We start from the raw sequence: 14,111 nt of genomic DNA, 5'->3' as shown, positions 1-14,111 counted from the left end.
TTTGGTTGAGGTGGCATGCTGCTACCATCGCCGCCAGATGACAAGCGCGGCCCGTCCGCCCCCGCAGGAACCCGATGCCCTCCCCCGCTGCCACGGCCGATCCGGTCGATTCCTCCATCCTGTCCGCGCGCTACCGCGCCACCACCCTGGGCATGGTCGCCCTGGTCTCCCTGCATGCCTTCGAGGCACTGGCGGTGGCCGCAGCAATGCCGACCGTGGCCGAGGCCTTGGACGGCCTGCGGTTGTATGCGTTGGCCTTCGGCGGCACCTTGGCCACCAGCGTGATCGGCATGACCCTGGCCGGCCGCTGGGCCGACCGCCACGGCCCCGCACGCCCGCTATGGTGGGGCCTGGCCTGCTTCGTGCTGGGCCTGCTGCTGGCGGGCTTCGCCCTGCGCATGGGCATGCTGGTGGCCGGACGCCTGCTGCAGGGCCTGGGCGCAGGCGCCATTTCGGTGTCGCTGTATGTGATGGTCGGCCGGACCTATCCCGAGCATCTGCGGCCGAAGGTCTTCGCCGCGTTCTCTGCCGGTTGGGTGGTGCCGTCGATGATCGGCCCGGCGCTGAGCGGTGTGATCGTGCAGCATCTTGGCTGGCGCTGGGTGTTCCTGGCGGTGCCGCTGCTGGCGATACCGGCCGGCCTGCTGCTGCGACCGGCGCTGGCGCGCATGCAGGCTGCAGCCATGGATGTTGCCGATGATGGCCGCGGCAACATCGTGCGCTGGGCCAGCGGCGCCTCCCTGGCTGCCCTGCTGCTGTATCTGGGCGGGCAACAACAGGGCGTACCTGCACTGCTGTGCATCAGCGTGGCGATGCTGGCGCTGCTGTTCTGCGTGCATCGCCTGTTGCCCGCCGGCACCCTGCGCCTGCGCCGTGGCCTGCCCAGTGTGATCGCATTGCGTGGTGTGGCCGCTGCCGCGTTCTTCGCCTGCGAGGCCTACCTGCCCCTGCTGCTGCAGCGCGAGCGTGGGCTGTCACCCAGCTGGGCCGGTGCCGTGCTGAGCCTGGGCGCGCTGGGCTGGTTCACCGGCTCGTGGCTGCAGGGTCACCAGCAGCGCGGCTGGTCGCGGCAGCAACTGCTGCGCGTGGGCACACCGCTGATGACCGTGGGCATCGCCGCGACGCTGGCGGTGCTGTTCACTGCGGTGCCACTGCCGGTCGCCCTGGTCGGCTGGACGCTGACCGGCTTCGGCATGGGCATGATCTACGCCAGCCTGTCGGTGCTGACGCTGTCACTGTCACCACCACACGAACAGGGTGCGAACACCTCGGCCCTGCAGTTGAGCGAAGCACTGTCGGTGACCACCGCACTGGCGGTATCCGGCGCGCTGTTCGCACTGTTCGTGGAAAGCGCCCCGCATACCGGTTACATCCTGTGCCTGGCCATCACCCTGGGCCTGGCGGTGTTCGCCACGGTGATCGCACGTCGCGTGTAGACGCCCCGGAGAGCGTCCCGTTACGGCCTCGCCACCGTACCCACTTCATCGATGTCCTGGTGCAGGATGCGGCGCACTTCCAGCACCGCCTGCGGCGTCTCCTGCACGCTGTGGCCGGAGATGATCACCTTCTCCGACAACGCGCCCGGCAGGTGCGAGCTCCAGTACGGCACCAGCCCATCGTCGGATTTCTCCACCGGCAGTTCCGGTTTGCGCTGGGCGATGATGGAGTGGTACTTCAGGCCCGGCGTGATCGGCAGCTGCGCAGCGGCTTTCACGAACGGGTCGCTGGCCTTGAGGTTGTCGATACTGTTGGGAATCTTCGGCTTGGCCGTGCCATCCGCCTGCTGCTCGGCCTGTGCCAGTGCCAGGAACACATCCTCGAACTTGCCGAGGATGGTCAGCGGCAGGCGCACCAGGCGGCCGATCAGGCGGCCGACCTTGTTGCCGGCGATGTCCGTGCCCTGGTGCGGGGCGGCGATGAAGATCGCACGCTCCACGTTCGGTTCGGCCTTGAAGTGCAGCAGCGGACCCAGCTTGGACTGCACCCGCTTCAGGCGTTCGCCCTTCAGGTTGTAGTTGGCGAGCAGATCGTTCCACAGCACGTCGCCCGAGTCGCTGACCAGCAGGCGCGCCAGCACGCCCCCCATGCTGTGGCCGATGTAGACCATGTCCTTCGAGGCGCGCGTGCTGCCGTTGGGGTCGAAGTGCTGCAACGTGTCGTTGAATGCGTTGGCGATCTCGTAGCGGTTCAGCGCGATCGGCGCGTTGGTCGGGTAGTACACCTGCCACACCTGGAACTGCTGGCGCAGTTCGGGGTCACCCATGATCTCGTTGGCCAGGTTCACCCACGCTTCCGGGCTGCTGCCCAGGCCATGCAGCATGAAGATGATGCGGCGGTTCGGATCCCACGGCTGCATGAGGTAGATGTGCGGCTCGCCGATGCCCTCGCTCATGCCGAACAGGGTACGCAGCGACTGCGTGGCGAACCCGCTCTGCGCCAGCCACAGACCGTAGGCGGCGGTGAAGTTGCCCGCCAGCGGCACCTCTTCGCCATGCAGGGTGATGCGCTCGGTGGCCTCGGGCGAATAGCCATCCAGCAGCACCTGGCGGGTGCGCATCACGTCTTCCAGCGTGTTGCCTTCAAAACGCAGCAATGCCGTGACGTTGATCGAGGACATCTCGCTGTACTCGGGCACCGAATCATCGTGCTGGTGGCGGCGTCCGCGGCGGACGCCCTCCTCCTGCTCGTCCTTGGTGGCCTGCGCCTGTGCCGTTTCGGCCTTGGCCCCTTCCGCGGCGACGGCAGGCACCACCAGCTTCGGCGGGTCCATCACCATCACCAGCTCGGCGCCGAAACCATCGCGGCGATAGGTGCTGCGCATGCCGACGAAGCTGACGGTACCGGCCGGCACCAGCTGCTTGGGGATGCTCTTCAATGAAAGGCGCTGGAAATCGGAAGCCAGCGTCCAGCTGCCCGCCGACACCGGCTTGGTGTAGTCCTCGCCGGCCAATGCTGCGGCACGGGCACGCGCGAACAACACCACGGCGGCCTTCTCGGCAGCATAGTTGTAGTAATCGCGTACCTGCGTCTGCCGATCCTCGAACGCGCGATCGGAGGGCGAGCGTCCGCTGTAGAACAGATAGGCATAGCCATAGCGCGCCGCCTCCAGCCACGCATCCAGCGCTGCATCGCTCATCGGCGGTTCGTTGGCCGCCTGCTTCTTCGGCGTCAATGCCAGAGCGGCCTTCACCCACAGCTCGGACAGCGTCGACAACCGCTGCTCGACGTTGAGGTCATCGGTCATCAACAGCGTGCTGCGGCAGACCAGGAAGTCCTTCTCGCACTGTGATTCGTCCAGCCCGGCCGCACTCAGTGTCTCGCGCGAGGCGGGGCTGAGCTTGCCGGTGTTGAGCACATCGGCGCGCTTGTTGACCAGGTAATCGCTGGACGCCACCTGTTTGACGGTGACCATCGCGCAGCCGCTGCCGCCCAGCAGCAGGAAAGCAGCCAACAACGCCGGCAGCGCGCGCTGCCAGCGGAACAGGAACATCGGGGTCATTGCTGCGGGTCCTGCTCGGTGCCAGGGATGCCCTGGCGGATCACGGTGGAGAAATCATCGTCGGGTGCCATCTTCAGCGCGCGCTCGGTGATGCGGCCCTTGGCATGCAGTTCGGCGTACGGCACGCCAGGCGTGAGCGCGCCCACCTCCTGCGCGTACTCGGCCAGGTAGCCCGAGGCCAGCAACCGGTAGTCCAGCGGCAGGCGCGGGGCGATATGCCGCGCCAGGTCGAAGACAATCGTGGTGCAGTTGCTGGTCAGCGTGTTGTAGAAGCCGGGCGTGGCATCAAGCTGGCGTGCCTGGTCGATGTAGGCAGCAAACAGGGTCTTGAGCTGGTTGCGGTCCATGCCGTGCAGGCGGTACAGGTAGACATCCTCGCCGCGCGCGTTGGTGCGGGTGCGGATGATGTCGGTTTCTTCGGACGCGACCAGCGTCATCTCGAACTTGCGGAAGAAGCCGCCCAGTGCGGAGAACGATTCACCACGCTCCTTGCGGATTTCCAGCGAGAACACCAGATGGCGCCCGTCCTCGAATCCGAACGAGACCAGGGTGTGGGCGATCGCCGGGCCCATCCAGTACGACAGCACCAGATCGGCCGAACGCAGCTGGTCCAGGTCGTAGCTGCGGCGCACCCAGCGCGCGTCGTAGTCGGTCTCGGTGCGCCAGGTGAAATCGCGCACGTTGTCCAGCACCACGTGGCGGCCATCGAAGGATTCCACGTGCAGGCGCTGCGCCACGTCATCGGCCCAGTCGCGGTCCTGGCGTGGGGTCAGCAGCAGCCACCACAGCCCCGCCAGCGCCAGAGCGGCGGCAAAAGCCGCCCACAGCCGGCGCGTGCCACGGCCGCGCGCCACCTGCCAGGCCGCCCAGGCGGCGGCCAGCAGCCACAGCATCGCCGCGGTCACGCCCAGCCAGCCTGGCCCGGGCATCTGGTAGGTCAGCAGACCGGCCACCCACAGCGCCAGCAGCACCATCACACATCCTGTCATCCATCGTCCTGCGGCTTTCACTGGCATCCTGTCGGGGTCCCGGGGCGGCATAGTTAGCCACAAGCCGCCTCACGGCGACATCTACGACGGTTCAGGCTGGCGCCTGCGGGCGCATACTGGCGTCCACCAAGGGTATACAGGGAGCGAGGATGGGCATTACCACCGTGGCCGGCGTCGCCGTGCAGGCGCAGCATCGGGCCAGCTGTCATTGCGGCACCGTCGAGCTGCTGCTGGACCTGCCCGAGGGCATCGTCGACCCGCGCCGCTGCGACTGTTCGATGTGCCGGCGCCGCGGCGCCATCGCCGCCAGCGTGGCCGAAGACGGGCTGCATATTGTCCGTGGCCAGGCCCATCTGCGCCTGTACCAGTTCAACACCCACGTGGCCGAGCACTACTTCTGCGACGTCTGTGGCATCTACACGCACCATCGCCGCCGCTCCAACCCGGACCAGTACGGCTACAACGTGGCCTGCCTGGAAGGCATCGATCCGTTCGCGCTGGGAACCGTTCCGGTCAGCGACGGGGTGAACCACCCCGCCGATCGCACCGGTTAGTGGCGGCTGCGCCGGGGCGGCGGCGCGATCTTCTGCCAGGGTGCCATGCTGGCCCGACCGACGCGCAACGGACGCTTCAACGGCGTTCGACGCGCGGGCAGGTCTGCTGCAGGCGGCAGCGTCGCGGCGGCCAGCGCAGGGCGCGGGGGCCAGAGTCGGTCAAGCAACCACATGGCAGGTCTCCGTGGGGGACGGGGACGATCAACCCTACCGACGCCCGGGCCAAGACCGGGTGATGGCGTTGCGGCAGGCCGATGACAACCGACGGCCCTGGCCTCCTCAGTGCACCGGCCGCGCCCTGCCCACCCGCCGTACAAGCACGAAGAACAGCGGCACCAGCACCACCGCCAGCACCGTTCCGGAGAGCATGCCGCCGATCACGCTCATGCCGATTTCACGCCGGCTGACCGCGCCTGCGCCGGTGGCCAGCGCCAGCGGGATGACGCCTGCCACGAAGGCCAGCGAGGTCATCACGATCGGCCGCAGGCGCAGGCGCGCGCCCTGCAGTGCCGCTTCCACCGCTGAACTGCCGGCGCGGTAGCGTGCTTCGGCGAACTCCACGATCAGGATCGCGTTCTTTGCCGACAATCCAATCGTGGTCAGCAATCCCACCTGGAAGTAGATGTCATTGACGAAGCCCGCAGCCGTGGTCGCCAGCACCGTACCGATCACGCCCAGCGGAATCACCAGCACCACCGCCACCGGCACCGTCCAGCTCTCGTAGAGCGCGGCCAGGCACAGGAAGATGAAGGCAATCGAAGCGGCGTACAGGTACAGCGTCTGGTTGCTGGCCAGTTGTTCCTGATAGGACAGCCCGCTCCATTGCAGATCGAACCCGGGTTGATCGGCCACCAGCGCCTGCATGCGCTGCATCGCTTCACCCGAGCTGCGCCCGTCGGCCGCGCTGCCCTGGATCTGCATCGCCGGCAGGCCGTTGAAGCGCTGCTGAAGCTGCGGCCCACGCGCCCAGTGGCTGCTGGCAAAGCTGGCGAACGAGGCCATCTGACCGTTGCCACCGCGCACGTACCACTGACCGATGTCGTCGGGCACGCTGCGGTAAGGCTGGTCGCCCTGCATGTACACACGCTTGACCCGGCCGCGATCCAGGAAATCATTGATGTAGCTGCCACCCCAGGCGGCAGACAGCGTGGAATTGATGTCGGCCTGTGCCAGGCCCAGCGCGCTGGCCTGGGCGTGGTCGATGTCCAGCCGCAGCTCGGCCTTGTCGCCCAGCCCGTTCAATCGCACGGAGGTCAGCCCGTCGTCTTCGCCGGCCGCGCGCACCACCTGCTCCTGCGCAGCCTGCAACGCTACGCGTCCGGCCGCGCTGGTGTCCTGCAGCCACAGTTCGAAACCGCTGGACTGCCCGAGGCCGCGCACTGCCGGCGGCGCCAGCACGTTGACCTTGGCATCGGGCAGCTTGCGGAAATAGGCATTGGCGCGCGCGATGATCGCCGCTGCGGTGTTGTCGCCCTTGCGCTCGTCCCAGGGCTTGAGTGCCAGGAAGCCCTGCCCCGCATTCTGGCCGGTACCGGCGTTGTTGCGACCGACCACCACGAACACCACGTCCAGGTTCTGCTTCTCGTGCTCCATGAAGTAACGGCTGATCTGCTCGCCCAGCGCCTCGGTGCGCGCCATCGGCGTGCCTTCCGGCGTGGAGAACTGGAAGGTCACCTGGCCCTGGTCCTCCACCGGCAGGAAGCCGGTGGGCATGCGTGCGTACAAGGCAATCATGGCGATCACCAGCAGCAGATAGAACGCCATCCAGCGCCGCGGACGTGACACCACGCCACCGAGCTTGCCCTGGTAGGCCGACTGGCTGCGTTCGACGCCGCGGTTGAACGCGGCGAAGAAGCGCCCCGGTGGCTTCTGCGCCGACGAGGGCTTGAGCAGGGTCGCGCACAGCGCCGGTGTCAGGGTCAGCGCGACCAGCGCCGACAACGCCATGGCCGATGCAATCGTGATCGAGAACTGCCGGTAGATTATGCCGGTGGAACCGCCGAACAGCGCCATCGGCAGGAACACCGCACCGAGCACCACGGTGATGCCGATCAGCGCACCGGTGATCTCGCCCATCGACTTCTCGGTTGCCTCGCGTGGCGGCAGATGCTCTTCGTGGATGATGCGTTCCACGTTCTCCACCACCACGATCGCGTCATCGACCAGCAGGCCGATGGCCAGCACCATCGCAAACAGCGTCAGGGTGTTGATGGTGAAACCGGCCACCGCAAGGACGCCGAAGGTACCCAGCAGCACCACCGGCACCGTGATCGCAGGAATCAGGGTGGCGCGCAGGTTCTGCAGGAACAGGAACATCACCACCACGACCAGTACGATCGCCTCGATCAGGGTGTGGATGACCCCTTCGATGGAGACCCGTACGAACGGCGTGCTGTCGCGTGGATAGGCCACCTGCAGCCCGGGCGGGAACGGAGGCCGCAGCCGTTCAAGCTCCGCGCGTACCGCATCGGCAGTGGCCAGCGCGTTGGCGCCGGAGGCCAGCGTCACCGAGAATCCCGCAGCCGGATAGCCGTTGAGGAAGCTGCTGGTCTGGTAATTCTCCGCGCCGATCTCGACCCGCGCCACGTCGCCCAGGTGCACCGCCGCGCCGCTGGGCAGCGTGCGCAGGATGATCGCGCGGAACTGTTCCGGAGTCTGCAGGCGCGACTGCGCGGTGACGGTGGCATTGAGGCTCTGCGTCGCACTGGACGGCAACGCCCCCAGTTCACCGGCAGTGACCTGGGTGTTCTGTGCCTGGATCGCGCTGCGCACATCCGACGGCATCAGGTCGTAGGCACGCAGCTTGTGCGGATCCAGCCACACCCGCATCGCATAGGCCGAACCGAATACATTGATCTCGCCGACGCCGGCAATGCGGCTGATCGGATCCTGCACGTTGCTGACCAGGAAATCGGAAACGTCCACCCGCTCCATGCGCCGGCTGGTGTCGTACAGCGAAACCACCATCAGCGAGTCGCCCTGCGACTTGGCCACGGTCACGCCCTGCTGCTGCACTTCCTGCGGCAGGCGGTTGATGGCCTGGTTTACGCTGTTCTGCACCTGTACCTGGGCGATATCGGGGTTGGCGCTCTGGTCGAAGGTGACCGTGATCCGCGCCTGTCCCGAAGACGAACTGGTGGAGGAAAAATACAGCAGGTGGTCGATGCCCTTGATCTGCTGTTCGATCACCTGGGTGACGCTGTCTTCCACCGTCTGTGCAGACGCGCCGGTGTAGTTGGCGGTGATGTTGACCTGCGGCGGTGCGATGTCCGGGTACTGCTCGACCGGCAGCTGGGTCACCGCAATCGTGCCGAACGCCATGATGCAAATCGCCAGTACCCAGGCGAATACAGGGCGGTGGATGAAGAAGCGCGGCAGCATGCGCTCAGTCCTTTCCGGCCGGCGCAGCCACGGGCGCCGTCTTCATCCGCACCAGCATGCCGTCGGCAAGGCCCTGCGCCCCCGCCACCACCACCTGCTCGCCAGCGCTGATGCCATCAAGCACCAGCCACTGGTTGCCGACCGCGCGGGCGGTGCGGAAGGTGCGCAGCCGCGCCTTGCCCTCCTTGTCGACCAGCCACGCCTGCGCCTCGCCCTTGGCACTGCGGTCCACCGCCGACTGCGGTACCAGCAGCGCCTGCTGCTGCGTGCCCTGGCCCACCTGCGCACGCACGTACATGCCCGGCAGCAGTTGCCCATCAGGATTGGGGAACTGCGCGCGCAGGGTGATGCTGCCGGTCTCCTGCTGCACATCGATGTCGGCAAATTCCAGCGTGCCCGGCAGCGGGTAGTCGGTGCCATCGGACAGGCGCAGCCGCACCGGCGCGCTGTTGGCCTGCACACCCCCCTCGGCAATGGCGCGACGCAGCGCCAGGTACTCGTTGCTGGACTGGGTGATGTCCACGTTCATCGGGTCGACCTGCTGGATCCGCGCCAGCGGATCGGCCTGGGCGGATGTCACCAGCGCCCCCGGGGTGAACAGCGCGCGCCCGATGCGACCGGCAATCGGTGCGGTGACCGTGGCAAAACCCAGCCGCGTACTGGCGGTATCGCGCGCTGCCTGCGCAGCCTGCACGGCCGCAGCCGCCTGCTGGCCACTGGCGATGGCATCGTCCACGTCCTGGCGCGCGGCCAGCTGGTCCTTGCCCAGCGCCTCCATCCGCTGCGCCCGCAGGCGAGCGGTCACGGCGGCCGCTTCGGCGGTCTTCAGGTTGGCCTGCGCCTCGTTCAGGGCGGCCTGGTACAGCGCCGGCTCGATCTGGAACAGGGGCTGCCCGGCCTTCACCAGCTGCCCCTGCTCGAACAGGCGCTTCACCAGCACCCCGTCCACCTGCGGGCGTACATCCGATTCCTGCGAGGCAATGGTGCGTCCCGGCAGTTCCTGCTGCAGCGCCAGCGTCTGGTTCTGCAGCGTCAGCACGGTCACTTCCGGCGTTGCCTTGCCTGGTTTGGGTGCGTCCTTGCCGCAGCCGGCCAGCAGGGTAGCCAGGGCAAGCACCAGCAGCGGCCGGCGCCAGCCCGCGGCAGGCAGGGAGAAGTACGGAAGGGTCATCGGCAGCAGGTTCCACGCGCGGGGGGAGCGTTCGGCGCCGAATATAGAAGACAGCGCGCTGCGATCCAGCGAAAGACGCATGAAACATTTTTCATTTGCAGTGCACACCCGTGGTTGCGAGGATGCGCAGGTCCCAATATGCAAAGTGGCCCATGCCGCGCGTACTCACCATCGAGGACGACCTTGTCACCGCGGAGGAAATCGCCACCGAGCTGCGCAGCCACGGCTTCGAGGTGGATCTGGCCAGCGACGGCAGCAGTGGCCTGGCGCTGGCACGTTCAGGCGACTACGCGGTGATCACCCTGGACCGCATGCTGCCCGGCATCGACGGGCTGGCCCTGGTCACCACGCTGCGCCATGAAGGCATCGCCACGCCGGTGTTGATGATCAGTGCGCTGTCGGACGTGGATGAACGCGTGCGTGGCCTGCGTGCAGGTGGCGACGACTACCTGACCAAGCCGTTCGCCTCCGATGAAATGGCCGCGCGCGTGGAAGTGCTGATCCGGCGCCAGGGCCAGGCCGCTGCCAGCGACAAGGTGCTGCGCGCCGGCGACCTGGAACTGGACCTGATGAGCCGCTCGGTGCGCCGTGGCGGCCAGGAGATCAACCTGCTGCCAACCGAGTTCAAGCTGCTGGAATTCCTGGTCCGCAATGCAGGCCAGGTGGTCACCCGCACCATGTTGTTCCAGGAAGTCTGGGGCTACCACTTCGACCCGGGCACCAACCTGATCGACGTGCATATCGGCCGGGTGCGCAAACGCATCGAACAACCCGGCCGGCCGCAGCCGATCTTGACCGTACGTGGAACCGGTTATGTCTTCGACGCGCAATCCTGACCATTGGCGCTCATCCAGCAGCCGCCTGCTGGGCCTGTACTGCATCCTGTTCGTGGCCTGGTCCAGCCTGCTGCTGGGCGTGATGTACTGGCGCATCTCGGACTACCTGAACGACCTGACCGAATCGGGCCTGCAGCAGCGCGCCCATCTGTTCATGAGTTTCGACGGCCCGGCGCTGGATGACGCGCTGCGCGACAGCCAGCGCTTCGACCTGCACCAGGTGTATACGTACGGGCTGTTCGACAAGGCCGGCGTGGCGATGGCGGGCCCGCTGACGGCCATCCCCGAAGGACTGCCGCTGGATGGCAACTCGCACCAGGTAGCGGGTTGGACGCTGGTCGATGGCCGCCACGAGAGCGGTGGCAGCGCGCTCGGCGTGGTGACCCGGGATGGCCGGACACTGGTGTTCGTGCGCCAGAACGGCAAGCTGATGGCGGTCAACAGCATCATCCTCGATGCATTGCTGTGGGGCGTGTCACTGACCGTCATCCCCGGGCTGGTGGGCTGGCATCTGCTGCGCCGGCGCCCATTGAAGCGGATCCAGCAGATCGAAGCGGCCACCAACCGCATCATTGCCGGCGACCTCGGGCAACGCCTGCCGGTATCCAACCGACGCGATGAGATCGATCGGCTGTCGAGCATCGTCAATGCCATGCTGGAACGCATCGAACAGCTGATGACCGAGGTCAAAGGTGTGTGCGACAGCATCGCGCATGACCTGCGCACACCGCTCACGCGCCTGCGTGCACACCTCTACCGCATGCGCGTGGGCCTGGACGAACACGACCCGCATGCGGACCCGCTGGACAAGGCGCTGGCGGAGACCGACATGCTGATGGCGCGCTTCGCCGCCCTGCTGCGCGTGTCCGAGCTGGAAAGCCACCAGCGCCGTTCGGCCTTCGACGAGGTCGACATCGCCGATCTGCTGCAGGAACTGCACCAGTTCTACCTGCCATTGGCCGAAGAGAAACAACAGGATCTGCAACTGCAGGTCGCGCCGCAGATCGGCATGCTGCGCGGCGACCGCGAACTGCTGTTCGAAGCGGTGGCCAACCTGCTGTCCAACGCGCTGCAGTTCACGCCTGCGCACGGGCGCATCCTGCTGCGCGCGGTGGACGACCACGGCGCGCCCCGGATCGATGTGATCGACAACGGGCCGGGCATCCCGCCGCAGGACCGCACCTTGATCTACCAGCGCTTCTTCCGCGGCAGCAGCAGTGCCGGGCAAGGGCCCGGCTTTGGCCTGGGGCTGTCGATCGTGGCCGCCATTGCCGGGCTGCACGGCTTCCGTGTCCGCGCCGGCAGCGCGCCCGGCGGCGGCGCCTGGATGAGCATCCGCGGCGCCGCAGACGGCCTGCCCTGAAGCCGGACTCATCACCGACAAGTGCATTTGGGAATCATTTGTATTTGGAAGCGGGCATCCGGATAATCCGCCGTCACCGCCCTTCCCGGATTCCCCACGATGCCCGCCCTGCCGTCGCGCCGCCCGCTGCTGTACGCGCTGTTCCTGCCCACCCTGCTGGCGTCGGCCATCGCCCAGGCCCAGGACGGCACTGCGGCCCGGACCCTGGACAAGGTGACCGTGGTGGCCGAGCGCGCCAGCACCGCGACCAAGACCGACACCGCCCTGACCGAGACGCCGCAGGCGATCAGCGTGGTCACCCAGCAGCTGTTCACCGATCGCGGCGCACACAACCTGCAGGAAGTGCTGCGCTACAGCGCCGGTGTCACCGCTGACGCCTGGGGCCTGGACACCCGCAATGACGCCAGTTCGGTACGCGGCCTGGACCCGGTGCAGTACCAGGATGGCCTGCGCCGCAGCTACGGCTTCAGCCCACTGGCACGCCCGGAGGTATACGGCCTGGAACGGGTGGAAGTGCTGCGCGGCCCGTCATCGGTGCTGTACGGAGCGGGCGCCACCGGCGGCATCATCAACGCGATGAGCAAGCGCCCGGCCTTCGGCGCCGCCAGCGGTGAGGTCGGCCTGCAGCTGGGCAGCTTCGATCGACGGCAGCTGCAGGGCGACATCGGTGGTGCGCTGAATGACGACGGCACGGTTGCCGGGCGTTTGGTCGGTCTGGTCCGCGAATCGAACATGCAGACCGATGTCCTCAAGGACGACCGCGTGTATCTGGCACCCTCGATCAGCTGGCGCGGTGAACGCAGTACGTTGACCCTGCTGGCCAGCTACCAGCACGACAAGACCGGCTCCAGCCAGCAGTTCCTGCCGCTGGCCGCGACCCTGCACGCAGCGCCCGGTCGCCGCCTGGATCCGACCACCTTCATCGGCGATGCCGGTTTTGACCGCATCGATTCGCGCGTGTACAGCCTGACTGCCCTGTTCGATCATCGCTTCAACGATGCGGTCAGCCTGCGCTCGGCGGTGCGCTACATCGACGGCAAGACCACCCTGCAGCAGTTGTATGTGGACAGCTACAGCAACCCGGAAAACCCCTTCATCGATGCCGACCAGCGCGTGGTCAACCGCACCGCCTACGGCACGCAGCCGGACATCCAAGTGATCAGCGCCGACAACGCGGTGCAGTTCGACTTCGCCACGGGCGCCTTCCAGCACCTGCTGCTGGCCGGCGTGGACTACAGCCAGTACAAGGAGCAGCTGCAGCGGCTGGATGCCACCGGCACGCCCATCGACGTCTACGCACCGGTATCGACCGCCCCGACGGTACGTGGCTGGGAGCGCCAGCCGGACCAGGAATCTTCCCAACTGGGCGTGTATGTGCAGGACCAGATCCGCTGGGCTGATCGCGTGTCGCTGGTGCTGGGTGCGCGTCGCGACCATGCTCGTTCGAAGACCGAAGGCCAGCCCAGCCAGACCGACGATGCCACTACCTACCGTGCCGGACTGATCGGCGACGTCGGCGGCGGCGTATCGCCGTACCTGAGCTACAGCGAATCGTTCCTGCCGGTGTCCGGCCAGGATCTGTTCGGCAACGCCTTCAAGCCGATGCGCGGACGCCAGGCCGAAGGTGGCATCAAGTGGCAACCGGCCCGCAACATGCTGTTGACCCTGGCCGCCTACCGCATCACCGAGACCAACCGCCAGACCAACGATCCGGACAACGTTCTGAACGTCGTCCAGACCGGCCAGATCCGTTCCAAGGGCGTGGAGCTGGAGGGCCAGTTCCAGTTCGCCAACGACCTTACGGTCACTGCGGCTTACGCGCGCAACGAAGCCGAAGTCAGCCGCAGCAACTTCGCACTGGAAGTGGGCGAACGCCTGAACGACACCCCGCAGGACCTGGCCTCGGCCTGGGTGTCCAAGGGCTTCCAGCTGGATGACGCCGCACGGATGAAACTCGGCCTGGGTGTCCGCCATGTCGGCAACACGGTGTCGCTGGGCAACGGCGGCCGCGTCATCACCCCCAGCTACACCCTGGCCGATGCGCTGGTGGAAGTGCAGGTGACCAACTGGACCTGGGCCTTGAACATCACCAACCTCACCGACAAGCGTTACTACGCGCCGTGCCGCACCTTCGGCGATTGTTTCGCCGGCTACCCGCGCGTGGTCACCGGCACCATCAGCTATCGGTTCTGAGCACGGCAACGGCCGGCGACCGCCGCAGCAGCACAGCCAGCACCCCATTGCTGGCGTGCGGGCCACACGTTACGCAGGTGCGCAGATGCACCGCCCGCCGCCGCTCCCCATGCACGACGCGCATT

General features: G+C 67.1%; 9 protein-coding genes. 5 read left to right on the top strand and 4 right to left on the bottom strand.

The window, feature by feature from the left end; translation table 11 throughout:
• The first annotated feature begins 74 nt into the window (after positions 1-74).
• Positions 75-1,436 (top strand): MFS transporter, encoded by a 1,362-nt coding sequence (locus J2X70_RS07635; protein ID WP_279208343.1) that lies wholly within the window; start codon positions 75-77, stop codon positions 1,434-1,436.
• A 20-nt stretch (positions 1,437-1,456) separates the two neighbouring features.
• Here J2X70_RS07635 and J2X70_RS07630 read toward each other — a convergent pair whose 3' ends face one another.
• Together J2X70_RS07630 and J2X70_RS07625 are read right to left on the bottom strand one after the other, a co-directional pair.
• On the bottom strand, positions 1,457-3,499 hold the full coding sequence (locus J2X70_RS07630) for an alpha/beta hydrolase (protein WP_025874045.1): 2,043 nt from the start codon (positions 3,497-3,499) through the stop codon (positions 1,457-1,459).
• The gene (locus J2X70_RS07625; RefSeq protein ID WP_134833324.1) at positions 3,496-4,473 is read right to left on the bottom strand and encodes a DUF4105 domain-containing protein; all 978 of its coding nucleotides are present in this window, start codon (positions 4,471-4,473) and stop codon (positions 3,496-3,498) included. The genes J2X70_RS07630 and J2X70_RS07625 overlap by 4 nt, the downstream gene beginning before the upstream one ends.
• A gap of 164 nt (positions 4,474-4,637) precedes the next feature.
• Here J2X70_RS07625 and J2X70_RS07620 point away from each other — a divergent pair, with 164 nt between their 5' ends.
• Positions 4,638-5,042 carry a GFA family protein gene (locus J2X70_RS07620; RefSeq protein WP_223494401.1) on the top strand — a complete coding sequence of 135 codons (405 nt, stop codon included), beginning with the start codon at positions 4,638-4,640 and terminating at the stop codon, positions 5,040-5,042.
• A 279-nt stretch (positions 5,043-5,321) separates the two neighbouring features.
• Here the strand turns inward: J2X70_RS07620 and J2X70_RS07615 are convergent, their stop codons facing one another.
• Positions 5,322-8,423, bottom strand: coding sequence for an efflux RND transporter permease subunit (locus J2X70_RS07615; protein WP_309909714.1), 3,102 nt, complete (start codon positions 8,421-8,423; stop codon positions 5,322-5,324).
• 4 nt (positions 8,424-8,427) lie between these two features.
• Positions 8,428-9,594, bottom strand: a complete 1,167-nt coding sequence (locus J2X70_RS07610; RefSeq protein ID WP_309909952.1) for an efflux RND transporter periplasmic adaptor subunit — start codon at positions 9,592-9,594, stop codon at positions 8,428-8,430.
• Positions 9,595-9,746: 152 nt separating this feature from the next.
• On the opposite strand from J2X70_RS07610, the gene J2X70_RS07605 reads away from it, so the two are divergent.
• The 3 genes from J2X70_RS07605 to J2X70_RS07595 all read left to right on the top strand — a co-directional run bounded on the left by J2X70_RS07605 (position 9,747) and on the right by J2X70_RS07595 (position 13,986).
• A complete protein-coding gene (locus tag J2X70_RS07605) occupies positions 9,747-10,430 on the top strand; it encodes a response regulator transcription factor (protein WP_025874050.1) in 684 nt (227 codons plus the stop codon).
• Positions 10,408-11,793 carry a HAMP domain-containing sensor histidine kinase gene (locus J2X70_RS07600; protein ID WP_218788817.1) on the top strand — a complete coding sequence of 462 codons (1,386 nt, stop codon included), beginning with the start codon at positions 10,408-10,410 and terminating at the stop codon, positions 11,791-11,793. The genes J2X70_RS07605 and J2X70_RS07600 overlap by 23 nt, the downstream gene beginning before the upstream one ends.
• A gap of 99 nt (positions 11,794-11,892) precedes the next feature.
• Entirely contained in the window at positions 11,893-13,986 is a 2,094-nt protein-coding gene (locus J2X70_RS07595; RefSeq protein WP_309909710.1) for a TonB-dependent siderophore receptor, read from the top strand.
• Positions 13,987-14,111: the final 125 nt, after the last annotated feature.

Origin of the sequence: Stenotrophomonas sp. 1337 (genome assembly GCF_031455455.1) — a bacterium.
GTDB classification, from domain to species: domain Bacteria; phylum Pseudomonadota; class Gammaproteobacteria; order Xanthomonadales; family Xanthomonadaceae; genus Stenotrophomonas; species Stenotrophomonas indicatrix.
This window is presented reverse-complemented; position numbering and strand designations above follow the sequence as displayed.